Here is a 21,745-nt window from a genome sequence, read left to right as displayed (position 1 = left end):
GGATGATCGATAAGGTGATCCACCCGTCGCCCGGCCCGCATCGGTGACCGATAGCCCATGGCGCCAGCATCTGTTGCAGAGGACTGCGCCTTCGCATGATACCTCTCACGCGTCAGTCGCGAATATCGCGGGAGTGCACAGTCGAATGCCGGACCTTAGGCTCGCGACAACGGCGAGCGGGGTCGTGTCGCGGGCTCGGCGTGTTTCCCGTCTCCTGATCCCGTTAGGCATCGATCCCATGTAGGCGCGCCTCCGAACCGCTCGACGAGCGTGTCGATCAGCACCCGAACCTTGCGTGGGACATGGGCGCCCGGCGGACGCACGACGTAGATGCCGTACTCGGGCGTTGGGTAATCCAGCAGGAGGGGTTCAAGGGCACCGCTCTCGATGGCGTCGGAGACCAGGAACGACGGCGCATCGGCGATCCCGAGGCCCGCGATCGCCCATTGGAGAATGGCTTCTCCACTATCCGTCTTCAATCGCCCTTCGGGACGGACTGCGATCCAGCGCTTGCCCGACTGGAATTGCCACTCGGGTACGAGACGACCCGTGTAGATGAGACATTGATGCGCGGTGAGATCCTGCGGTGTTCTCGGCCGTCCGTGGCGGGCCAGGTAATCGGGACTCGCAACCATCACCGCACGAACCGGCGCAATCCGGCGAGCCACGAGGCTGGAATCCCGGAGGGAGCCTATACGGATCGCGGCGTCGAACCGCTCCCCGATCAGTTCCACCACCCGGTCGCTATAGGACACGTCCAGCTCGAGGTCCGGGTGGGCCCGGGCGAGGTCCGCCAGGACCGGCGCCAGGTGACGCACGCCGAACGACAGCGGGGCGGAGAGGCGAAGGTGCCCGCGCACCGACCGGCCCTGTTGCGCGACCGCTTCGCGCGCCTCCTCGAGCTCCGCCAGGATCCGGTCGCACCGCGCCTTGAACTCGATGCCGGCCTCGGTCGGGGTGATGCCGCGCGTGCTCCGGCTGAGCAGACGGGTGCCGAGATCCGCCTCCAGGCGCGTGATCCTCCGACTGATGATCGACTTCGAGACGCCCAGGTGGGCCGCCGCACGGTTGAGTCCGCCGCTCTCGACGACCTCCACGAAAGTCCTCAGATCCTCGAGCTCGGTCACGGCGATGTTCCCCTCCAGGCAACAGGATGGTGCGGAATATGGGCCTTCTGCTGCATCCGATGAACCACTACCTCGGTCGTATCGCAAGGACCAGAACCCTTGGAAGGATTGTCCCATGTCTACAGCTCTCGTGATCACCAGCAGCGCCCTCGGGGAGGCCTCCGTGTCCAGCCAGCTCGTTGCGGAAACCGTCGCCCGCCTTCGGTCTCATGATCCCGCCCTGCGCGTCGTGACCCGGGATGTCGGCCGCGACCCCGTCCCACATCTGACCATCGACTCCGCCACGGCGCTGCACGGAAGCGAGCCGGCCAACGACGCCCAGGCTGCCGCCCGCTCCCTGTCGGATCGGCTGATCGCCGAACTCAAGGCTGCCGATACGATCATCATCGGAGCGCCCATGTACAATTTCGGCATGCCGTCGACCCTGAAGGCCTGGTTCGACCACGTGCTGCGGGCCGGCATCACGTTCAGCTACAGCGAGAGCGGTCCCGAAGGCCTGCTCAAGGGCAAGCGCGCCGTCGTCATCCTGAGCCGCGGCGGCCTCTACAGCGAGGGGCCGGCACAGCCGATGGACTCGCAGGAGCCGCACCTGCGCAATCTTCTCGGCTTCATGGGCATCACCGACGTGACCTTCCTGCGGGCGGAGAAGCTCGCTTTCGGACCGGAGGCTCGCGAGCAGGCCATCGACGGCGTGCGCCGGCAGATCGGTGAGACGATTGGAGAGGCCTGCCGCAAGGCGGCCTGACCTGCCACGGTTCCCAAGGCGGAGCAATTGGAGTTGCCTTCACCCGACTTGATGGATCGCATGGGGGCATGTTGAGGTACGAGGGTGCCACGTCGTCGTGCTCGCATGTGATCTCAAGGGCGTGATCGGAGGGCTCTCGGGGGATGCCGGTGCAGGGTCTATCCCCTGCGGACGCCCGGACGTGGTGGCGTGCCCGGCCGACGATGCGGCCATTCTGCGCGACGTCGACACGAGCGACGATTTCGGCATGATCTCCCCAGGCGCTTGACATGACGAAGACGTAGGAGGGCACCCGCCTGGAGCGTCTGCTACGTCACGGCCGTCATCTGGCGATAACCATCAACCACCTGAGCCAGCGCCGAGAGTGCCATCGTGACGGGATCGCGCGCCGAGGGGATCAGTCCGAGCGGCGCAACGATGCGCGCGAGCGCCTCTTCCGGCAGCCCGCATTCACGCAATGTAGCAAGCCGGTGGGCGTGGGCCCGTCGGCTCCCCATCGCACCGATGAAGAACCAGGGCTGGGTCAACGCCTGCTCCAGAAGCGAGGACTCCCAGGCATGGTCGTGGAACAGGAACACGACGGCGCTCCAAGGGTCTGCAAGGAGATGCGGGGACGGACGCAGATTCCTGAGGGGGTTTGCGCGGGCACCCAGTGCCGTGGCCAGCGTCAGCACCCGCTCGTCGGGCGACAACAGCGTCGGTGCGGTGCCGCTGCTCAGAGCGAGCCGAACCAGTGCAAGGCTTTCCGCTCCGTGTCCGACGACAACGAGCTCCAGCGGAGGCGCATACCAGGAAAGGAACGTCTCTCCCCGCCAGCCTGGCGCCTGCCGTACCAGCCCAGGGAGGACGTCCAAGCCGCCTGAACGGCCCTGAGCGAGAGCCAAAGGGTGCCGCTCCTCGAGACAGGCTACCGCTTGCCCAACCACGTCCGGATCAGGAGCGGGGTGGAACAGCAGATCCACCCCGCCGCCGCAAGGGAGCCTGATGTCAATGTAAGGGGAGCCGGCGCCGTAGCGCACCTGCCGGGGCTGCCCACACCGGATCGCCTCCCGTGCCTCGGCAACGACGGCTGCCTCGATGCATCCCCCCGACAACGAGCCGGCGAAGCCGCCGTCCGCCGTCACGCCCATCAGTGTTCCGATTGGACGGGATGACGAGCCGGTCAGGCCTGTAATCGTCGCCAGGGCAACCTGCTGGCCGCTCCGCCCAGCTTCCATGACAAAGCGCAAAACGTCGAGCGGGGTCGCAGCGTCGGCAGCGGCAAGCATTCCTGAAAGCCTGTCGGGCTGGCTATCGTGTCGAGCGGCATGAGCGCATTGAAGCATTGTTCGTCCCAATCCCACGACCAAGCCGGTCGATATCCCTGTTCCTCCGGCAACCCGCTCCCCTTCCGCCTCAAGCAGTCAGGATATCCTCGATGCGGATGGGCAGGTCGCGCACGCGAATGCCCGTCGCATGGTAGATCGCGTTGGCGACCGCGGGGGCCATTCCGACGAGGGCGATCTCGCCCAGGCCCTTGACGCCGAGGACATTGACATGAGGATCGTCCTCGTCGACGAAGTGCGCTTCGAGGCTGCCGATATCGAGGTTCACCGGCATGAGGTAGTCGGCCATGTGAGCGTTGACGGGCCGTCCGTCGCGCGTGTCGAGGGCGGTCTGCTCCATCAGGGCCATCCCGATGCCGCCGATCATTCCCCCGGTGCATTGACTCGAGGCCAAGCGGGGATTGACGATGCGCCCTGCCCCGTACGTGCCGACTGCCCGACGCACCCGGATCGTCCCGACGTCCGGATCGATCGCCACCTCCGCGAACACGGCCCCGAACGAATGCATGGAGTAGCGGCTGGCGGCATCGGCATCGCGCTGGTTGGAGGCATGCACCTCGACCGGCTGACCGCTGCTCGCCACCACGTCGTGATAGGTTTGCCCGGGGGAAGAGTCCCCAAGCCGGCGCAGACTTCCACCGATCCACTCGATGCCGTCCAGGGCTGCACCGAAGACCGGGGAGCGCTGATCCGCGACGGCACGCCTGGTCACCTCATCCCGTGCCGCCAGGCAGGCGGCACGAACCGCGGAGCCGACGGAGGCCATTGTCATGGAGCCGCCATGCGGTGGCGCGGGCGGGAAGTCCGAGTGCCCAATGCTGACGCGAACCTGTTCGACGGGAATGCCGAGTGTCTCGGCGGCTACCTGCGTCATCGACGTGTAGGTGCCCGGCCCCATGTCACTTGCGGCGACCTCGACTGCGGCAGTGCCGTCGGCATGCAGTCGGACGCGTGCGCTCGCCGGACCAAAGAAAACCGGATAGGTGGCGGATGCCACCCCCATGCCGACCAGCAGTCGGCCATCGCGCATCGAGCGTGGGGCTGGAGTGCGCCGGGCCCAGCCGAACCGCTCGGCACCGGCGTCGTAGCATTGCATCAGGGAGCGGCTGGAGAACGGTTTGTCCGCGCCCTCGTCCATTGTCGGCTCGTTGCGGCGGCGCAACTCGATCGGGTCGAGACCCAGCCCGTAGGAGAGTTCGTCGATCGCGGATTCGAGAGCGAAGATCCCACTCGCCTCGCCCGGACCACGCATGTGATTGGGAGTGCCGGTATCGAGCGGCGTCAAGCGATAGCGCGTGCGCACGTTAGGGCACGAGTACATGTAGCTCGTGGCGGAGAGCAGCGCCTCGGTGAACTGCTCGTAGCGGCTCGTCTCGCCGTTGCCCTCGTGGACGATGCTCGTGATCCTGCCATCCCGGGTCGCTCCGATGGCGACACGTTGTAGGGTGCGCGGGCGATGGCCGGTAGTGAAGAACATCTGCTTGCGGGTCAGGACGAGCTTGACGGGGCGCCCGACCTGTCGGGCCGCCATGGCCGCGAGCGTCACGTGCGGCCATGTCCGCAGGGACGTCCCGAAGGCGCCGCCAATGAAGGGACAGATCACCTGCACGTTCTGGGCCGGGAGGCCGAAGATCGCCGCGATCTCGGCCTGCTCGTTCACGACGAACTGGCTCTTGCTCCACAGGGTCAGCCTGTTGCCGTCCCAGGCGGCGACGACCGCGTGCGGCTCCATCGGGTTGTGGTTCTCGCGTGCCATGTCGTAGGTCGCGTCGACCTTCACGGGAGCCTCCGCCAGCGCCCGATCCGCGTCCCCGCGCAATGTATCGCCGTGCGCCCCGGATCCGGATGGTTCAACCGTTTGTGCTGCGGGGTCGTGCGTATCGACGACCGGGCGCTCGGCCGCATAGCTGATGCGCAGGGCGTTGGCGGCGCGCTCCGCGTGGTCGAGCGTGTCGGCCACGACGAGCGCAACGGGCTGGCCGTAGAACCGGACCTGGTCGTCCTGGAGGACATGGAGCCGCTCGCCGACGGCCGGGTCGATGAAGCTCTTGTGCGGTCCATAGGGCAGGCGCGGAGCGTTGAGGTGACTGATGACCTCGACGACGCCGGGCATGGCCCGCGCTGACGTCTCGTCCAGTGCCGTCACCCGGCCGAGACCTGTCGTTGCGCCGACGATCACCGCATGGAGCTGGGCATGCTGGTTGAAGTCGGCCGCATAACGAGCAGCACCTGTCACCTTCGCGCGCCCATCGACGCGGGTCAGAGGTATTCCGATCACGTTCGTTGTCATGCGACGTCCCCTGCCATCTCGAGAGCCCGGACGATGGTCCGCGGCAGCAGCTCGACCTTGTAGTGGTTGTGCGACAGCGGCCGGGCTCCCTCGAGGGCAAGCTGGGCCGCCGCTTCGAAGACATTGCGACCTGGTGGCTTGTCTCTGAGCGCCTCCTCCACGGCCCGCATGCGCCAGGGACGGGTACCGACGCCGCCGACGGCGACACGCGCTTGCCAAATGGTCCCGCCTGCCGTCTCCAGCGCCACGGCTGCCGACACGAGCGCGAACTCGTAGGAGGCGCGGTCACGCACCTTGAGATAGCGGGCCTGCCGGGCGTAGGGGCCGCCGGGCACCCGTATCTCGACGATCAGCTCGCCGGGGCGCAAAGTGTGCTCGAGATGGGGCGCGTTTCCAGGAAGCCGGAAGAGTTCCTCGACCGGGAAGGTGCGCTCACCGTCTGGACCTTTCACCCGCATCGTAGCCTCGAGCGCGACCAAGGCGACGGCCACGTCGGATGGATGGGTCGCGACGCAGTGGTCGCTGGTGCCCAGAATCGCGTGTCCGGCGTTGAGGCCGTTGATCGCAGAGCAGCCCGAGCCCGGATCGCGCTTGTTGCAGGCCGCGTCCAGCATCCGGAAGTACGGGCAGCGCACGCGCTGCAACAGGTTGCCGCCCGTCGAGGCCATGTTGCGAAGTTGCGGAGAAGCGCCCTCGATCAGCGCCTCGGCAACCAAAGGCTCGAGGCGCTTCGTTTCCGGATGGGCGGCGACATCGCTCATGCGGGCGAGCGCACCGATGACGAGATCGAATCCGTCCGCGCGGATGTCGGCCATCGGCAGGGCATTGATGTCGACGAGATGCTCGGGCCTCTCGACCTCCTCGCGCATCAGGTCGATCAGCGTGGTGCCACCGGCGATGTAGCGTCCGCCTACGGCGGCGGCGCGGATCGCGTCCTGCTCCGTCCGCACCTTTTCGAAATTGAAGGACAGCATCGTCAGGTCCTCCCTGCCGCATCGGCCACCGCGGCGACGATTCCGGGATAGGCGCCACATCGGCAGATGTTGCCGCTCATCCAGAACTGGATCTGCTCAGGCGAAGTGGCGTGTCCCTCGGCGATGCAGGCGACGCCCGACATGATCTGACCCGGCGTGCAGAATCCGCACTGGAACCCGTCGTGCGCGATGAAGGCGGCCTGGAGCGGATGGAGTTCATCACCCTGGGCCAGGCCTTCAATCGTGGTGATCTCGGCACCGTCATGCATGACGGCCAATGTCAGGCACGACGTCACGCGCCGCCCGTTCAGGAGCACCGTGCAGGCACCGCAGGCGCCCTGGTTGCAGCCCTTCTTCGTCCCCGTGAGGTCGAGCGTCTCACGCAGGACATCGAGCAGTGATTGCCGGGGGTCGACCTCGAGTTGCCGTGCGCTGCCGTTGACGACCATGCGGACGTGCATCGTTGACGCGACTGGCGGACCGCCGGGTAAAGCGGGTTGCGCGGCCACCCCGGCGGCGGCGGCAAGGGACGCTGCTCCCCCGGCCATCTGCAGGATTGAGCGGCGGGAGAGTGTGCTCCTGGGGGCGGTGGTTCCCGACGTTGGGCGTGTCTTACCCGAAGGGGCGTCATTATGATCGGACATGGACATGCGGACTCCTGATTGTTATGCCGGGCATGCCCGGACGAAGACGCATTGAAATCTGCGGAGTTACGCGAGGGCCTTGATCGGCCCGAACCGGGATCGGCTTCTTGGGTCGGACTTACCCGCGTCCAGAGATCGTTGAACGCGATGCTGTCGAAGAAGGCCTTTTCGTGCTCATCTCTGCGTCCCCTCGGGTAAGCGACCGTTCGACAGCGTCGTTTCCTGGAGATGATTTCGACTGTGGAACTCTCGGTGGCGGAGAGGCTCCGCCACCGGAACGTCAGATCTGATTATCCCAGGCCGCGAGCTGATGATTTCGCAGCATGTCCTCGATCTTTCTCGGCACCACGTTGCGGAATTTGCCGGTGTCGGCAGGAACGATCTCGGTCATCCGGTCGATCATCTCCTGCGGGTCCATGCGGCCCTCAGGCGTCGAGAAGAAATCGTCGAAGCCCTTGCGCAGGTCGGCCCGTCTGGTGAGGTGCTTGCTGTCGTCGAGCCAGCGGAAGGGGTTGTCAGCCATCGTTTCGTTGTAGCCGGTGTAGTAGGCGCCGGGATTGATTGTCTGGACCTTGATGCCGTACGGCGCCAGCTCCTGTTGCAGCGCCTCGGCGATCGACTCCAGCGCATGCTTGGTCGAGACGTAGGTGCCCCAGTTGGCCGGGGTGAACAGGCCACCCATGGACGAGGTGAACACGACCTTGCCCTTCTTGCGCTCCGATACCCAGCGGCGCACGACTCCTTGAGTGAGCGCCAGCGGCAAGAAGACGTTGACCTCGTAGTTCTTGCGGACGAGATCGATCGGGATTTCCCAGACCGGGCCGGCCTCGCCCATGCCGGCGTTGTTCCAGAGCACGTCGAAGTCCCATGATTGCGCCTGGGCGATGTCATAGGGATCGGTCAGGTCGAGGCGCTCGACACGGAAATTCTGGAGTCCCAGCGCCCTGGCTTCCTTGCGCAGCGGCGTGACCTGCGAGGAGACATGGACGGTGGCGATGATGTTGTGGCCATTCTTGCCCATGCCGATGGCGGCGCCCCTTCCGAAGCCCGAACCCGCACCGGTGATCAGAATCGTCTTTGACATGTCCCGTCCCTTTTCAGGTTGATGATCGCGTTTGAAATGGTTCCCGCCTCAGCGGGTCAGGGCTTTGAAGGCGGCAAAGCCGGCCTGTGCGACCTCGACATCCTGCGCGACGGTGCCGCCGGATACGCCCAGGGCTCCAATGACCTGCCCATCCGGAGATTTGAGCGGTATGCCGCCCCCGAACGGGGCGAGGCCGCCGTTCGTCAGCTCCAGGCCCGGTGCGGGAGCGCCCGGCTTGCAGTACTCCCAGACGGCCTCGCTGTTGGCCTGGAACAAGACAGCGGTCGAGGCCTTGCGGATGGCGATGTCGATGGAGGCCAGCACCGCCCCGTCCATGCGCCGGAAGGCCTTGAGGTGGGCACCGGCATCGAGCACCGCGACGACGACGGGCAGACCCATCTCGCGAGCCTTGCTCTCGGCCCCGTCAATGGCCGTATGCGCTTGATGTGAACTGATCGGCATGGTTCCCGGCCACCCATAACACGTTGCACCCACGACGGTGGGACGATGGACCGGGCTCTGTTGATGTACCAGTTGAGCGTTGTGAAATTGTGTGAAGTCTTGTGACGATAGCCATGGCCGAAGCGGCCGGAAGGCGCGGGCCGCCCTCCCAGGGAAATGCCAAAGGTTTCCTACTTGCGGTCCCCGGATCCAACAAACGTATCGAGCAGAAGTTTCGCTGCCTTGAGATCCTCCGTTCCGAAGCCCTCGCTAAAGTCCGCGTAGACTCCCTCCAGCATACTGCACGCATCCTTGCTGCGCCCGTGGCGGGACCAAAGGCGGGCCAGACTCGTTGCCGTCCGCAGGTGCCACGACAGGGCCGTCTGCTCCTTCGCCACGTCGATCGATCGAAGGTACTGGGCCTCGGCCTCCGTCTCTGCACCTGCGCCGGTCAGCAGGTCGCCGTGGACCCGCAGGAGTTCCGGAAGATAGTAGGCTCCTCCGCGTTGCAGGATGGATTCGATTTCTCCTCGCACGAGGTCGAGAGCTTGGTCCCAATACCCCCTGATGGCCAAGCCGTCGGCCAAGGCACACCTGAGCCAGGGCAGGAAGAGTTCGAACCGGTCCGCTTGCAGCCTGGCGATGGCGTCCCGGACGATGGAAATGCCGAGCTCCACGTCCCCCCGTTTCAGGACGAGTTCGCCTTTGAAGCCCAGGCCCAGCCATCCGTAGGGTTCGAGCGAGGCCTCGCCTGAAACCTGGATCAGGCGGCCGAGATAACCCTCGAACGTTGCCCAGTCCCGCCTGAGACGGAACACCTCCATCGCGATGATGAGGGTCTGGCAGGTCGAGAGGTCGTTCGCCGGCTCGAACCGCTCCGCCTCCCGAACGGTAGCGACGGCCCGATCGGGATAGCCCTGGAGCCAGAGCGTCTGCGCCATGATCAATTGCGACTTGGATTGGAAGTCCATGAGCCTGTGCGGTGCCTGGCCAGGAAGGAGCTGGTGGCGGACGGAGCCGCTCAGCGCGGCCCGGGCGGCTGCGAGGTTTCCCACGAGATGATGTGAGGCGCCGAGCATCAAGCTTGCCGTTGCCGCCGTCGTGGGATCGGAGAGGCTGTCCGCGATCGACATCGCCTGTTCGGCCATCGGGATGAGGCGGTCGAAGACGGCTGCGCGGCGGTAGTGGATATGCAAGTCGTTGAGGGCCCTGAATCGATAGGACAGATCGCCAAGCGCCTCGGCGATCTCCAGCGCTCGTTGGAAGTGGGCATCCGTATCGCCGCCGGAGTTGTCGCTGAGCAGCAGGGCGCGTCCGAGCGAGCCTCGCAAGGTCATCTCGTACCGCGTCCCCGACAGGGTTGCGTCCACCACGGACAGCGCGCGTTCGCAGCAAAGGCGGCACTCGTTCAGGAAGTTGAGTTCGAGGAACAGCTCCGCGGCGTAGGATGCGAGCTGGACATGGAGTTCGGTCTCGACAGTCCGGGACGAGCACCATTCCAGCGCGGAGCGGATGTTGCCCAGAGGGATAGCACCAGAGGCACCGGGCTCTTTGGCCTGACCAGGTGCCCTGGCGTGCTTATGCTCGAGCCACACCCTGAAGTACGCCGCATGCCGACGGGCGACTTCAGCCTCCTCGCCGCTGTCAGCGAGCTAGCCTCGCGCATAGGCGCGGGTCGTATCCAGAAGCCGGTACCGCGCAGGTTCCCCGTTCGGGTCGGCACTGACGAGGGACTTCGCGACCAGCCGCGCCAATGCCTCGACGACCTCTACGGGGTCCATGTCGTCGCCACAGGCAACGGTCTGGGCCTCATCGAGGGTGAACGGCCCCACGAGGACGGAGAGGCGGCGCAGCACGATCTGCTCTTCCGCGGAGGTCAGGTCGTGGCTCCAGTCCAGCGTTGCGTTCAGGGTTCTGTGACGCGCAACCGCTGTCCGCCGCCCCTGCCACAGGAGCTTGAGCCTGCCGTCGAGCAGCGATGCCGTCTCCTTCAGGCCGTGGACGCTGACCCGGCCGGCCGCAAGCTCCAAGGCCAACGCAATGCCGTCGACCTTCCGGCAGATGTCGGCGATCACCTGCGTATCGCTATCGCTCAACGTCCGTCTCAGGCCGCCCGCGAAGGCCCGTTCTATGAACAGGGAGGCGGCCGAATAGCGCAGTATGTCCTCGGCACTGAGAACGATGCCGTGAGGGGGAATTCCTAAGGGCGCGATCGCGTAGACGTGCTCTCCGTCGGCACGCAGTGGCTCGCGGCTTGTTGCCAGGATGCTGACGTGCGGCGCCTCCTGCATGATCGACTCGGCCAATGGAGCGACCGAGTCGATCACGTGCTCGCAGCAGTCGAGCACGAGAAGCATGTTGCGGTTCCGCAAGTGCCTGGCGATGTGCGAAGTCGGATCGCGGCTTTGGATAATCAGGCCCAAGGCGGACGCCAGCGCGTCGGGAACGGAGGCGCGGGGGCCGAGCAGGCCGAGGTCGAGAAAGCAAACCTGCTCCCGGAATGCGTCGAGCAATCGATGAGCCACAGCCAGGGCCACGGTGGTCTTGCCGATCCCGCCGGCGCCATGGATCGTCACGAAGCGATGTCGCCCGAGAAGCTCGATGATGGCATTCGTGTCATCGTCACGGTCGATCATCGAGATCGAACGGTACGGTAATGAGCTTCGACGGTTCCTGCTATCGGGACCACCGGACAATATGGGATCTGGCGAGCCGGGGGCCGTCAGGGGATGGACGAAGCAGTATCCCTGTCCGGCGACATTGACGATGTAACGCACTCCGTCCGCCCCGTCTCCCAGGGCTTTCCTGAGCGATGCGATCTGGGCACGCAGGCCGCTCTCGTCGACGCTCACCCCTTTCCATACCTCGGCCATGAGTTCCTGCTTGGTCATCACCTTGCCGGCATTCCCGACCAGCAGAATAAGGATGTCGAAGGCCCTGCCTCCGAGCGGAATGGTCGCTCCCGCCCTGGCAAGACGCCGTTCAGCGGGGAACAGCCGGAATGGCCCGAATTCGGTGGATGCCGGCGCAGGCGGCCCAGCCTGTTGCCCGGCGTCTGAAGGCGCGGCTCTCGATCCAGGCATGTCGCTACCGAGGCTCAAGGCTTCCTCCTCGCCCTCGTCCGGCTGCATCATTTGAAGTTCATTGCCGGGCAAAGACCAGATGTCGTCTGCACTGACGCACTTCAGAACCGTGATGGCAGGGTTTCCCCGTCTCACGCATGTCCCCAGCGGCGGCAAGGCTAAGCTGAGGACGGTCACGAGCGCAAGTTACAACATGTTGATCCCCGAATGGAGGGAGGCCACTCAGCGGCAATACAACAAACCGTGCCTCCGGACCGGGGTGTTTCGGTTCAACGTCGCCTACAAGTCAGGCAGTAGAATTCACCGACTGTGAAGAACGTCTGAGTACGCGAGGACTGCAGAATTTGAGCTTAGGTCCCAGGAGTGCCATCAGCTGCCTTTCAGGCGACGTGAAGGCATCCTCGATCAAAGCTCGCGCACCAATGCTCGAGCCGACAGACCGGCTTTGGGAGCGGAACGTCCTTTGGCTGTGAGTGCCTCACCAGTCCGAACGGCTACGGAAGAACCCATTCATCAGCCGCTTCAACAGCGATCAGCATACAGGCTTCTGCTTCCTACTCCGCGATGATCTGATCCGGCACGGCTTGGTAGGTTGCCGCGCGGTATACAACCGGCGGTTTCTCACGGGTGCCTGGCGTGACCTCGAACCGCGGATCGAAGTCGACCATAGTCGAGGCAAGCTCCAGGTCGGAGCGGTTGATGGTCAGGGTGAGATCCGGGCTCGTTGCCTGGAACCCCGCGATGCTGGCGGGCGTGGCGCTCTAATTCGACAATGAACTTCTCGCCGTTATCGGACGTGACGAGGTTGATGGCGAACCTCATGCCTTCGGCCTTGCGGCTGTCCTCAAACGGCGACCCTGTCCGGGCTTCTTTCAGGGCCTCCAGGGTATGCCGCGACGAAGCCTTGCCCTTGGGATGGAAGTGGCCATTGAGCGGCGCGGTATCCTGGCCCGTGCCGGGCTCTCGTTCAAGACGATGTGGCTGCCGACCGCAAAGGCCGCACCGAGAGCTCGGTAAAGTATACCGGACGCGGGAGGCGGAACCACCGGGGGAAACCCTGACATTCCGGCAGGCGATCCCCTCGGCACTGGGCTGGTTATAGCTCGACGGTCGTGGGACGGATGATGAGAGGACCGCGACCTCGTCGTCGCCGTTCCGCCCGGCTCGTCATCGCATCCGCGATCCGGCCGTGCAATACGCTCAAGGGCCATCGGCAACGACGCCGTTGCAGGTGATCTATGGTCATCCGAGGATGAGTGTGATCTGATGCCCAACGGGAATTGCGGGGAGGATCCTGTGGGACGTTTCGCTCGAAGCATACCGGCTGGCGTGCGCCTGCGGTGCTTGTCCTGCAACGTCTTCCTGACGCTGTGCGTCCTCGCCGGAGCAGGAAGCACGGTCGGTGCGGCCGATCTGTCGGCCGTGCCGCCACCCGCCGTTGCAGCGCCGCCTGCTCTGCCGCCCGCATGGAGTTTCCGCTTCGTGCCCTACGGCTGGCTCACCAGCCTGAACGGCACGACGACCGTGCGTGGGCGCTCGGTGAAGGTCGATGCGAGTTTTGCTGATATCGTCAGGGAGAGCGACACCCTCGTGGCCCTGATGGGAGACTTCGAGGCGCGCAACGGCCCCTTAGCCCTCCTGGGAAATGCGGTCTGGAGCAAGATCGGGGCGGATAGCGCCAGCGTCCGGACCCGCTCGCTGGCGCCGGGCGTGACGGGAGCGCTCGGCACATCCCTTAACCTCGACATCGAGATGGCCATTGTCGAAGTCGGCGCTGCCTACGAGGTCGCCCGCTCGGGGCCGGTCGCCTTCGACATCCTTGCCGGCGCGCGTTACTGGTATCAGGAGGCGAACCTCTCGCTCGGTATCGCAGGTACGGTCGACATCGGCGATCTTGAGGTAGCGGGCGCGCGGGCCTTGGTCCGCTCCGGCTCCGTCAACTGGCTCGATCCCATGATCGGCGCAAGAGTGCGCTACACCGTGGCACCGGGTCATGAACTCCTCCTGCGCGGCGACATCGGCGGCTTCGGGGTCGGCAGCGACTTCTCCTGGCAGGCCATCGGCGCCTACGGATTTGAGTTGGGCACGTACCAGGGCATCACCTTCTCGGGCATGATCGGCTACCGGGCGCTCTACGCGGACTACACCGAGGGTGAGGGTCGACAGCGTTACGAGTTCGACATGCTCCAGCATGGGCCGATCCTTGGCATCAGTGCCCGGTTCTGATCGTGTCCTCCGCTTTTCCGAGCCAGTTCGCCTCCCGCGCTGACTGTCGAAGGCCTATCAATCGGGATCCATCTTGCGGCGCAGGCCATCGCCCAGATGATCGAGATCGCCCCTGAGGCGACTGACGATCTCGTCCTCCGCGGGCAGGAACGGCCGGAAGCTGTCGCTCTACATGAGGCGAACCTCTTTGTGCGTCCCGATCGGGAGCCCCGATGCTCGGAGAAGATCACAGGATCGTCCAGTACGTTCCTTTGCCTGCCCATGACGCGACCGGTATCGGGATGGGCCGTGTCACGCGAGAGCGTCCGCCAGCATCCCGTAGCGCACCATGATCATGCCGAGCGAACGGTAGAACTTGACCAGGGTCTTCCAGGGGCGGTCGATGCGGGACATCCCGGTCAGAGCGGCTACGACCGTCCCGACGTCGGTCTCGCCCCGGAGCACGAGCCAGCCTCCCAGCACGAGGATGCCGACGACGCCGAGGGCAGCCAGCGCATTGAGCGCCGCCTTCGAGGACAGCTTGCGGATGTGAATCCGCCGGCGGGTGCGGAAGACATCGTCGAAGACCTCCAGGATCGTCGCCTCCGGCCATGGATTCGCTGCATCGACCGTCCGGTCCGCTGCCGTTCGCATAAGCTCCAAGCGCCTTTTCACGAGAGTGTTCACCGGACCCTGGACAGCGACCACGATCACGGCTTGCGGCACCGCGATGGCAACGATGAACGCGCCCAGGAGTGGCTCGCTCATCGTGATGAAGACGAGGACGCTAAGAAGGGTTCCGAATTCCAGGAGCGGCGTCGTGATCGCCTCGCCGACGAAAAGGCCGACGTTTTCGGCCTCGGACGTCAGCATGCTGACGACGGTCCCGTCCGCCGTCCGGTTCGCGTCACCGGCATAGCGCTTGCGGGCGTGATTGGACAGAATGCGGCCGCGGATACGGCGGACGATGGTCTCGCCGAGCATCGCGCTCCGGTATTGCAGGTAAAGCTTGAGGCCGATGGCGAGCAGGGCTGCCGCCGCGTATTGAGCGCCGAGCACCAGCACCTGATGCAGCGAGATGCCGCCGTACGCCAGCCCATTGATCAGCATCTGCTGGAAATAGAGCGGCACGGCGGCAAGGACGGCAATAGCGAGCGAGAGCCCGATCAGCAGGAGTTGCGTCGGTTTCGTCTGGCGCCAGAGCAGCCGATAGAACTCAGGCAACTGACGGCCTCCACGCACTCACCGGAGCGGAGGAGCGTAGAGGATGCCCCCCATGCTCCAGAGCTGGTTGAGGCCACGCGGGATGCCGAGGCGCGACTTGACCCCGATGTTCCGCTCGTAGATCTCACTGTAGTTGCCGCCGGCCCGGACCGCGCGGATCGCCCAGGCGTCGTCGAGTCCGAGCAGCCGGCCCAGCCCGCCCTCTGCACCCGCGAAGCGGCGCACGTCCGGCTTGCGCGAGCCCGCCGCCTCGCCAGCGTTCCCCGCCGTGATCCCGATTTCCTCCGCGTTGACGAGGGCGAAGTTCACCCATTTCACCACGTTGAACCAGGCGAAGTCGTCGGCCCGCGTCACGGGCCCGAGCGGCTCCTTCGAGATGACATCGGGCAGGACAACGGCATCGGCGGGTCGCGGCAGCCTGAGGCGCTCGGCGTAGAGGGCGGACTGATCCCTCGTCAGGACATTGCACTGGCCCGATCGGAACGCCTCGAGCGCGGCCGCCGCATTCGGGAAGGCGTGCTCCTCGAACGTCATGGAATTGGCGGCGAAGAAGTCGGCGACGTTGGCTTGACTCGTCGTTCCCGCCTCGACACAGACCCTGGCCCGATCGAGTTCGAGGGCGGACATGACGTTGAGGTCTCGCATGACCATAAAGCCCTGGCCGTCGTGGTAGGTCACGCCCGCGAAGGCGAGCCCAAGGCCGGCCTCCCGCTCCAGGGTCCAGGTCGAGTTTCGGGACAACAGATCGATCCGGCCCGCGCGGAGGGCCTCGAACCGCTCACTCGCGGACAGAGGCACGAACGTCACCTTCCCGGGATCGTCGAGGACCGCGCCCGCCACCGCGCGGCAGAAATCCACGTCGAAGCCCGACCATTCGCCCTGGCCGTTCCTCTCGGAAAAGCCATACAGGCCTTCGCTGACACCGCACTGCAGGACGCCCCGCTGTCTGACCGTCTCGAGCGTTCCCGCCGCGGCGGGCGCGGCGAAAGCGAGCAGCAAGGCAGCGGTAAGGCCCGCTGTGGCGGAAGATCCGAAGGCTTTGGCGACGTTCCACATGAGACATGGACTCCATGAGCGACGGTCGGGTCCGCGAACCCGTATTAGTCACAGGCTGGCACCGTGGCGCACGACCACTTTCGTGCCGAGCGGCACGCGGGCGTAGAGGTCGATGATGTCGCCGTTGGCCAGGCGGAAGCAGCCGGACGAGATCGACTGACCAATGGTTTCCGGCTGGTTGGTTCCGTGGATGCGGAAGACCGTCGAGCCGAGATAGAGGGCACGGGCCCCCATGGGATTGCCCGGACCGCCAGCCATGAAGCGCGGCAGATAGGGTTGCCGGGCGATCATCTCCGGCGGAGGGCGCCAGTCCGGCCACTCGGCCTTGCGGCTGACCCGCACGAGCCCGGACCACTGGAAGCCTTCGCGGCCTACACCGATGCCGTAGCGCAAGGCGCGGTTGTTACCCTGGACGAGATATACGAACCGTTCCGAGGTGTGGACGACGAGCGTCCCAGGAGGCTCATTCGACCGGAAGAGCACGGCTTGCCGGGCATAGGGCCCTCCGTGAATCACGGTCTCTTCCGTCGAGATGCGACCCGGCTCGTCACCGACGTCAAGCGTCTCCGGCGCCGCAACCGGCATGCGCGCCTGGGCCGTTGCGGGAACAGGGAGGCAGGCCAGCAGGCCGACACTGGCCAGGACGGCAAGCCCCTGGAGCACCTTTGCAGGTGCCGTGAGTGACGACGGCGTCCTTTGGATCATGGTGTTCTCCCGGATGAATGAGCGGCTTCGATCGTCAGGCACGGCAGCGGACGTACACGAATGTGCCATATCGCCGGTTCGCGTCCGGATCGACGAAGCGCATGGTCATCAGGTCGGCGGTCGAGGACAGGATCTCGCGGTCCTGCGGATGGCCCGGAGGCGCCTCGAACCCGAGATACGTCCGGCCCGCGGCGTTGCCCTTGAGCCGCAGTTCGTAGCGCTTCGGGTCGTCGGCGACGTGCATCATCACCCCGTCCGTCGGCCCTTTCGTGATGGCATAGGCCTGGCCGCACTGGGCTCGCGCCTCGCTCTCGGTGCGTCTTCGGTCTTTCTCGTCGTGGAAGGACGCCACGCCCCACCGTCCGATCAGGCGCTCCCGTTCAAAGGCGGCAGGTACGATCGGGCCGGTACCAGCAGCCGGGCTCTCGTCGGCTGTCGACATGCATCCGCCAACGGCAAGCGCCATGACCGTGCCGGACAGAGCGTATCGACCCCGCATGACGTCTCTCTCCCGCAGAGTTCCCCGCATCCGTTTCGCGGGCGGGGAAACTATGCCGTGGCTCCGTCGGCGGGACCATTGGGGAAAACCCTGAAAATCGGGAGGACATACCCTGAGCGATGGACCGACCGCGCCTCGAAGAGTGGCTTCGATGACGGTCCGACGGCGGTGGGCTGCGGCACCATCCCGGTTCGGCGGGTGCCTCTTGGGCTTGGTCGGGTGCCCCAGCCCAAGAGGCCCCCCCCCCTGCCCGTTGCCGGTACAGTGTCTGGCGCTGTTGACGTGGAATGGACATTCGCCCAGCGGGTCCGACCGAAGCGATCCTCGGTTGACGCCGGGTTCCCGGCCTCAGCGGCAGTAGATGTTGCCGAAGCGATCGCGATAGGTGCCGTAGGGGCATGGATTCCGCGGGGCGGTCGCGCTGCCGACGATGGCGCCGCCCGCCGCGCCGATCGCCCCTCCGGCCAGGGCTCCGCCCACCCGGCCCGTCGCGGCGCCGCCGATTGCGGCCCCCGCGAGGCCGCCGAGGGCGGCGCCGCCAACCGCCCGTTCGCCGGGTGTCTCGCAAGCCGCGACGGAGAGCGTGAGCGCACCGGCGGCGATGGCTGTCGTGATCTTCCTCATCGGACCTTCCCTTCTCGTTTACGGATCGCAGACCCGGGATGAGCCACGGATGACATCAGATTCCGCCATTGCCTCGCGCTCGCATATTGGGGGAAACCCTGGGATCGTCGGGTGCGAGGCCCCAATCGGGGCGGTTTCAACCATCCTCCGGCGGACCGTTGCGGAAGCCTGAAGATGCGGGACAGTCTGCCGGTTGCAGTGGAGGCATGGCATGGCGGTTTGACAAAGGCTGCATTTTCACCGCGTCCTCAGGACATTTCCCACGTCCGACTGGGGTTACACCTGATGGCGTCGTGACCCACCGTCGGTAGTCTCGTGCAGGGGCATGCCTCTGGTGCGCCGCCGGTTAAGGGATCCGCCGCAGCGAGGGCAAGTCGATCGTGACGGGAGCGAGACATGCGCATCCGCATAGGGTTCAACATCTCGGCTCACCTGCTGTATAGCCTGAGCTGGATCCTGCTCGGCGCCGCCGTGCTGATGGTGATCCTCGCGATCGCGACGGCCCTGGGCGTGGCGAGCCTCCCGATGACCGTCTCCGCGGACCTGATCGGCAGCGCGATCTGCGCCTTGCTCGCGCTCCTGTTCCGCTTTCTGGCAGGCAGGCTCGAACAACCCCCCTGATCGGCGCGTTGGCCGCCCTGATGATCGGTTGAAGGACATGATCGCCTAGCCGAGCGCGAGGGCGGTCATGCGAATCCAGGAGGCCTGCTCTTCCGACCGCACGTGATTGAGGGTCGTTGCGCCCGTCATGGATGCCTCAGCAGATGAGCGGCCTGAAGGCGTCGACGACATGGCAGGGTATCGTCATGTCTCCGGTGTCGAGACCAGAAGGTCGAGGCCAAGGCGCTGCGACAGGAATTGCGCCACCAGTTGGCCCTTCACGCTGTTGCCCGCCTCGTCGAGCGGCGGGGCAAAGGTGCCGAGGCCGCCCTTGCCGGGGGAGACCGTGACGATGCCGCCGCCGATGCCGCTCTTGCCCGGTAGACCGATCTCGTAGAGCCAGTCGCCGGAGGTCTCGTACATTCCAGCGGTCAACATGACGGCGAGTGCATAGTGGCAGGTGTCGGGACTGACCACCTGCTCCCGCGTGACCGGATTGAAGCCTCCATCGGCGAGCGTCGCACCCATGACAGCAAGATCCCTGGCGCTCACGTTGAGCGAACATTGACGCGTGTAGAGATCGACGGCCTCGACGGGGTTGCAATAGATGCGGCCGACGCTCTCGAGCATCCAGGCGATGCTCCGGTTGCGGGAGTTCGTTTCAGAGGCCGAGGCGTAGACTTCCTCATTCAGTGACAATTCCCGGCCGGCGAAACGGGAAAGCCCGTCGTGGATGAAGCGCCATTTCACGTCGATGCTCTCTCCGGGCACGAGGCTTGTGGTCGCGATCGCGCCTGCATTCACCATCGGGTTCGTGCGGCCGTCGGCATTGCGCTCGATGCCTGCAAGCGAGTTGAACGGGTGCGCCGTGCTGTTCACACCAAGCCTTTCGCGGGCTCCCGTCGCACCGATCAGGTCGCAGATCAGCGCGAAGATGAACGGCTTGGAGACGCTCATGATGGTGAACTCGTGCTCCGAGTCCCCGACCGAGAAGACGCCGCCGTCGGTGCCCACGACGCAGATCCCGAACAGGTCGGCCGGCACGCGGGCGAGCGCCGGATAGACCTGCGAGACGTGTCCCTGGTCAATGAACCGGAACCGTTCATGGGCTTCCGTCGTGAGCCGCTTGACGGTCTCCGCGGACGGCAGACGGCCGGTGGAAATGTATGAGGTTCCGGGGTTCACGATCGGGTTCAGCAGTTCCATCCCTCACTCCCCTCTCGCAATCGTGGAGCGATACCGGCCGCATCCTACCGCCTACCAGCGGCCCCTGCGGCGGACCCAACGACCTGACACCCAGACCCAGCGACCGCGGCGGGCGCTCCAGCTCCAGCGGCCCGGTACCCAGACGAAACCGGGACGGGGCCGTGGCCGACGCTCCCGCCGTCGTGGCGGCGGTCGGCCGCGCCTTGGCCTTTCAGGACGTCGGTCAGGCCGCGGCTGGGCCTCCGCGTCGGTCGATGCGATCGTGCCGAGCGGGATGGCCACCACCGCGCCGAGTAATCCGGCCAGGAGGGAACGTCGGGACAGCATATCGATCTCCTTTCCTGCGTGGATCGTCGCGTCAGGTTGGCTGTGCCGCCATGGTGCCGGCCGCCTCGACGCCATCGCTCGGGCTCGGCGGGTGCGCCTGCGACAGGGCGGCCTGGAGCCTGGCCTCCTGCTCCGGCGACAGCGAGGAGCGAATCACGTGTCCCTTGAACCCCGACAACTCGGCCAGCACCTTCTCGGGCTGGGACTTCCGCACCAGCAGGAACAGAGCCGAGGTTTCGGGCTTCAGCGTATCGCCGATCGACCTGATGAAGTCGTCGTTGATGCCATAGTCGATCATGTTCCCCGACAAGGCGCCCGAGCCGGCCCCGACGGCCCCCCCGATGGCAAACCCGGCGAGCGGATTGAGGAACAGCAGCCCGATGAGGCTGCCCCACATCGCCCCGGACAGGCCGCCCGAGGCGGCTCCGAGCTTCACCAGGTTGACGCTCTGCTTGATGCGGACCGCTCCCTCGGCATCGCGGATGGCGACGACGGCATCTTCGAGATCGATCAGGTATTCCCTCTTCAGGCGGGTCAGCTCCGTCAGGACGCGGTCCGCGTCATTCGGGTTGTCGAACCCGACAACTACCAGTTCAGCCATGACTGTCCTCCGAAGGGCAACGACGCGAGGTCGTCGCGAGCCGTGAGAGTACCGCGGGGTGATCGCCCGTCCATCGGGACAAACCCTGGATCGGCGCGGGAATTGACCTGGGAAGCCGCGCAAAAACGCCGGCGCAGTCGCCGGCCTGCGCGAATGCCATCCGTATCCCGTCACCGACAGCCCTGGCCAAGTGTTTCCCCTCTGAAACCCAGGGTTTACACGGATAGCCACGCAGGCCCCGACCGACCAAGCTGGACCCCGCCTGGCCAGACGCCCGGCAGGTTTCCCGTGGCTCGAAAGGAAGATCAGATGAGAAGGGTCATCACGATCATCGCGGCGGGTGCGCTTACGCTCTCCATTACTGCTTGCAACACATCGGGGGAACGGGCAGCCGGCGGCGCCGTCATCGGCGGGCTTGCCGGGGCCGCAGTGGGCGGGGCGGCAACGGGCCGGACGAGCGGAGCCTTGGCCGGAGCGGCCGTCGGCGGTGCCGGGGGCGCGATCGTCGGCGCGGCGACAGCCCCGCGAAGCCCGTGCCCCCGTGGTACGTTCCGGGATGCCCGCGGCAATCTCTTTTGCCGATGAATGGATTTCCATTCCGTCAGGAGGGACGAACTCGCTTCACTGGTTGCGGCCGTCGCCGGCTGCCTGGCCTGTCAGTCGATAAGGCCCGTAGCCTTGCCTCCCGTCATGAGGCTTTCCCGCCAGAGGGCGACGCCTGGATGGGGCCATGCGCCTCAAGCAGGGCATCAACCTGGGGAGCCTCGGTGCCACCATGGGTGGCTTGCGTGGAGCCATGTGTGACAGCCTTATCGGCCCGCCGTCCCTTGTTCCGCTCGCCGGGCGCGCCGCTGGGTCGGGCCCATGGGCCCTGTCCGGAAACGGGTTCCACAACGGCACTGACAGGGGCGATGACTGAGCGGCCCTCCGATCAAAGGCAACAGGAGTGACATTCATCGGTAACCCGGAACGCTTCGAGGAGATG

Annotated in this window: 23 protein-coding genes; 6 read left to right on the top strand and 17 right to left on the bottom strand. The window is 65.8% G+C overall.

All coding sequences use genetic code 11. From position 1 onward, the window contains the following. Positions 1-155: 155 nt before the first annotated feature. On the bottom strand, positions 156-1,127 hold the full coding sequence (locus KHP60_RS16755; protein ID WP_213565468.1) for a LysR family transcriptional regulator: 972 nt from the start codon (positions 1,125-1,127) through the stop codon (positions 156-158). 115 nt (positions 1,128-1,242) lie between these two features. Here KHP60_RS16755 and KHP60_RS16750 point away from each other — a divergent pair, with 115 nt between their 5' ends. Both KHP60_RS16750 and KHP60_RS16745 read left to right on the top strand, forming a co-directional pair. Beyond that, positions 1,243-1,872: an FMN-dependent NADH-azoreductase gene (locus KHP60_RS16750; RefSeq protein ID WP_213565467.1), complete on the top strand. Its 630-nt coding sequence runs from the start codon at positions 1,243-1,245 to the stop codon at positions 1,870-1,872. A 97-nt stretch (positions 1,873-1,969) separates the two neighbouring features. Then, the gene (locus KHP60_RS16745; protein WP_213565466.1) at positions 1,970-2,140 is read left to right on the top strand and encodes a hypothetical protein; all 171 of its coding nucleotides are present in this window, start codon (positions 1,970-1,972) and stop codon (positions 2,138-2,140) included. Between the two features lie 40 nt (positions 2,141-2,180). Here KHP60_RS16745 and KHP60_RS16740 read toward each other — a convergent pair whose 3' ends face one another. The 8 genes from KHP60_RS16740 to KHP60_RS16705 form a co-directional block, all read right to left on the bottom strand. Next, positions 2,181-3,140 (bottom strand): XdhC family protein, encoded by a 960-nt coding sequence (locus KHP60_RS16740; protein ID WP_213565465.1) that lies wholly within the window; start codon positions 3,138-3,140, stop codon positions 2,181-2,183. Positions 3,141-3,267: 127 nt separating this feature from the next. Beyond that, positions 3,268-5,487, bottom strand: coding sequence for a xanthine dehydrogenase family protein molybdopterin-binding subunit (locus tag KHP60_RS16735; RefSeq protein ID WP_213565464.1), 2,220 nt, complete (start codon positions 5,485-5,487; stop codon positions 3,268-3,270). After that, the gene (locus tag KHP60_RS16730; RefSeq protein ID WP_213565463.1) at positions 5,484-6,461 is read right to left on the bottom strand and encodes a xanthine dehydrogenase family protein subunit M; all 978 of its coding nucleotides are present in this window, start codon (positions 6,459-6,461) and stop codon (positions 5,484-5,486) included. The genes KHP60_RS16735 and KHP60_RS16730 overlap by 4 nt, the downstream gene beginning before the upstream one ends. Before the next feature lie 2 nt (positions 6,462-6,463). Beyond that, the gene (locus KHP60_RS16725) at positions 6,464-7,105 is read right to left on the bottom strand and encodes a (2Fe-2S)-binding protein (RefSeq protein ID WP_249688862.1); all 642 of its coding nucleotides are present in this window, start codon (positions 7,103-7,105) and stop codon (positions 6,464-6,466) included. Positions 7,106-7,385: 280 nt separating this feature from the next. Continuing rightward, positions 7,386-8,189: an SDR family oxidoreductase gene (locus tag KHP60_RS16720; RefSeq protein ID WP_213565462.1), complete on the bottom strand. Its 804-nt coding sequence runs from the start codon at positions 8,187-8,189 to the stop codon at positions 7,386-7,388. Between the two features lie 48 nt (positions 8,190-8,237). Further along, the gene (locus tag KHP60_RS16715; RefSeq protein ID WP_213565461.1) at positions 8,238-8,651 is read right to left on the bottom strand and encodes a heme-binding protein; all 414 of its coding nucleotides are present in this window, start codon (positions 8,649-8,651) and stop codon (positions 8,238-8,240) included. Between the two features lie 170 nt (positions 8,652-8,821). After that, on the bottom strand, positions 8,822-10,225 hold the full coding sequence (locus KHP60_RS16710; RefSeq protein WP_213565460.1) for a tetratricopeptide repeat protein: 1,404 nt from the start codon (positions 10,223-10,225) through the stop codon (positions 8,822-8,824). A gap of 57 nt (positions 10,226-10,282) precedes the next feature. Then, positions 10,283-11,764: a winged helix-turn-helix domain-containing protein gene (locus tag KHP60_RS16705; RefSeq protein WP_213565459.1), complete on the bottom strand. Its 1,482-nt coding sequence runs from the start codon at positions 11,762-11,764 to the stop codon at positions 10,283-10,285. Between the two features lie 1,245 nt (positions 11,765-13,009). Between KHP60_RS16705 and KHP60_RS16700 the strand changes: the two genes are divergently transcribed. Beyond that, positions 13,010-13,939 (top strand): hypothetical protein, encoded by a 930-nt coding sequence (locus tag KHP60_RS16700; protein ID WP_311925083.1) that lies wholly within the window; start codon positions 13,010-13,012, stop codon positions 13,937-13,939. A gap of 291 nt (positions 13,940-14,230) precedes the next feature. Here KHP60_RS16700 and KHP60_RS16695 read toward each other — a convergent pair whose 3' ends face one another. The 5 genes from KHP60_RS16695 to KHP60_RS16675 all read right to left on the bottom strand — a co-directional run bounded on the left by KHP60_RS16695 (position 14,231) and on the right by KHP60_RS16675 (position 18,026). Then, positions 14,231-15,142, bottom strand: a complete 912-nt coding sequence (locus KHP60_RS16695; protein ID WP_213565458.1) for an ABC transporter transmembrane domain-containing protein — start codon at positions 15,140-15,142, stop codon at positions 14,231-14,233. A gap of 18 nt (positions 15,143-15,160) precedes the next feature. Further along, complete coding sequence (locus tag KHP60_RS16690) at positions 15,161-16,198, bottom strand: amino acid ABC transporter substrate-binding protein (RefSeq protein WP_213565457.1); 1,038 nt, start codon at positions 16,196-16,198, stop codon at positions 15,161-15,163. A gap of 48 nt (positions 16,199-16,246) precedes the next feature. Continuing rightward, positions 16,247-16,903 carry a L,D-transpeptidase gene (locus tag KHP60_RS16685; protein WP_213565456.1) on the bottom strand — a complete coding sequence of 219 codons (657 nt, stop codon included), beginning with the start codon at positions 16,901-16,903 and terminating at the stop codon, positions 16,247-16,249. Positions 16,904-16,937: 34 nt separating this feature from the next. Then, the gene (locus KHP60_RS16680; protein WP_213565455.1) at positions 16,938-17,402 is read right to left on the bottom strand and encodes a hypothetical protein; all 465 of its coding nucleotides are present in this window, start codon (positions 17,400-17,402) and stop codon (positions 16,938-16,940) included. 348 nt (positions 17,403-17,750) lie between these two features. Then, positions 17,751-18,026: a hypothetical protein gene (locus KHP60_RS16675; RefSeq protein ID WP_213565454.1), complete on the bottom strand. Its 276-nt coding sequence runs from the start codon at positions 18,024-18,026 to the stop codon at positions 17,751-17,753. A 396-nt stretch (positions 18,027-18,422) separates the two neighbouring features. On the opposite strand from KHP60_RS16675, the gene KHP60_RS16670 reads away from it, so the two are divergent. Continuing rightward, the gene (locus KHP60_RS16670) at positions 18,423-18,647 is read left to right on the top strand and encodes a hypothetical protein (RefSeq protein ID WP_213565453.1); all 225 of its coding nucleotides are present in this window, start codon (positions 18,423-18,425) and stop codon (positions 18,645-18,647) included. Between the two features lie 183 nt (positions 18,648-18,830). Here KHP60_RS16670 and glsA read toward each other — a convergent pair whose 3' ends face one another. From glsA to KHP60_RS16655, 3 genes are read right to left on the bottom strand one after another with little or no spacing between them, the layout of a single operon-like run. Further along, complete coding sequence (gene glsA, locus KHP60_RS16665; RefSeq protein WP_213565452.1) at positions 18,831-19,832, bottom strand: glutaminase A; 1,002 nt, start codon at positions 19,830-19,832, stop codon at positions 18,831-18,833. Between the two features lie 51 nt (positions 19,833-19,883). Next, positions 19,884-20,159 (bottom strand): YXWGXW repeat-containing protein, encoded by a 276-nt coding sequence (locus KHP60_RS16660; RefSeq protein WP_213565451.1) that lies wholly within the window; start codon positions 20,157-20,159, stop codon positions 19,884-19,886. 31 nt (positions 20,160-20,190) lie between these two features. Beyond that, positions 20,191-20,760 (bottom strand): DUF1269 domain-containing protein, encoded by a 570-nt coding sequence (locus tag KHP60_RS16655; RefSeq protein ID WP_213565450.1) that lies wholly within the window; start codon positions 20,758-20,760, stop codon positions 20,191-20,193. Between the two features lie 309 nt (positions 20,761-21,069). On the opposite strand from KHP60_RS16655, the gene KHP60_RS16650 reads away from it, so the two are divergent. Together KHP60_RS16650 and KHP60_RS16645 are read left to right on the top strand one after the other, a co-directional pair. After that, complete coding sequence (locus KHP60_RS16650) at positions 21,070-21,345, top strand: glycine zipper domain-containing protein (protein ID WP_213565449.1); 276 nt, start codon at positions 21,070-21,072, stop codon at positions 21,343-21,345. A 145-nt stretch (positions 21,346-21,490) separates the two neighbouring features. Next, the gene (locus tag KHP60_RS16645) at positions 21,491-21,679 is read left to right on the top strand and encodes a hypothetical protein (protein ID WP_213565448.1); all 189 of its coding nucleotides are present in this window, start codon (positions 21,491-21,493) and stop codon (positions 21,677-21,679) included. Positions 21,680-21,745: the final 66 nt, after the last annotated feature.

It is taken from the genome of Microvirga sp. 3-52 (genome assembly GCF_018383585.1).
Taxonomy (GTDB): Bacteria; Pseudomonadota; Alphaproteobacteria; order Rhizobiales; family Beijerinckiaceae; genus Microvirga.
Note: the sequence above shows the minus strand (reverse complement) of the source record. Positions and strands in the feature narration are given on the sequence as shown.

Coding starts and splice junctions, on each gene's coding strand:
- KHP60_RS16750 (WP_213565467.1), top strand. CDS start 1,243: ATGTCTACAGCTCTCGTGATCACCAGCAGCGCCCTCGGGGAGGCCTCC.
- KHP60_RS16740 (WP_213565465.1), bottom strand. CDS start 3,140: ATGCTTGCCGCTGCCGACGCTGCGACCCCGCTCGACGTTTTGCGCTTT.
- KHP60_RS16735 (WP_213565464.1), bottom strand. CDS start 5,487: ATGACAACGAACGTGATCGGAATACCTCTGACCCGCGTCGATGGGCGC.
- KHP60_RS16730 (WP_213565463.1), bottom strand. CDS start 6,461: ATGCTGTCCTTCAATTTCGAAAAGGTGCGGACGGAGCAGGACGCGATC.
- KHP60_RS16725 (WP_249688862.1), bottom strand. CDS start 7,105: ATGTCCGATCATAATGACGCCCCTTCGGGTAAGACACGCCCAACGTCG.
- KHP60_RS16720 (WP_213565462.1), bottom strand. CDS start 8,189: ATGTCAAAGACGATTCTGATCACCGGTGCGGGTTCGGGCTTCGGAAGG.
- KHP60_RS16715 (WP_213565461.1), bottom strand. CDS start 8,651: ATGCCGATCAGTTCACATCAAGCGCATACGGCCATTGACGGGGCCGAG.
- KHP60_RS16705 (WP_213565459.1), bottom strand. CDS start 11,764: ATGATGCAGCCGGACGAGGGCGAGGAGGAAGCCTTGAGCCTCGGTAGC.
- KHP60_RS16690 (WP_213565457.1), bottom strand. CDS start 16,198: ATGTGGAACGTCGCCAAAGCCTTCGGATCTTCCGCCACAGCGGGCCTT.
- KHP60_RS16685 (WP_213565456.1), bottom strand. CDS start 16,903: ATGATCCAAAGGACGCCGTCGTCACTCACGGCACCTGCAAAGGTGCTC.
- KHP60_RS16680 (WP_213565455.1), bottom strand. CDS start 17,402: ATGCGGGGTCGATACGCTCTGTCCGGCACGGTCATGGCGCTTGCCGTT.
- KHP60_RS16675 (WP_213565454.1), bottom strand. CDS start 18,026: ATGAGGAAGATCACGACAGCCATCGCCGCCGGTGCGCTCACGCTCTCC.
- KHP60_RS16670 (WP_213565453.1), top strand. CDS start 18,423: ATGCGCATCCGCATAGGGTTCAACATCTCGGCTCACCTGCTGTATAGC.
- glsA (WP_213565452.1), bottom strand. CDS start 19,832: ATGGAACTGCTGAACCCGATCGTGAACCCCGGAACCTCATACATTTCC.
- KHP60_RS16660 (WP_213565451.1), bottom strand. CDS start 20,159: ATGCTGTCCCGACGTTCCCTCCTGGCCGGATTACTCGGCGCGGTGGTG.
- KHP60_RS16655 (WP_213565450.1), bottom strand. CDS start 20,760: ATGGCTGAACTGGTAGTTGTCGGGTTCGACAACCCGAATGACGCGGAC.
- KHP60_RS16650 (WP_213565449.1), top strand. CDS start 21,070: ATGAGAAGGGTCATCACGATCATCGCGGCGGGTGCGCTTACGCTCTCC.
- KHP60_RS16645 (WP_213565448.1), top strand. CDS start 21,491: ATGCGCCTCAAGCAGGGCATCAACCTGGGGAGCCTCGGTGCCACCATG.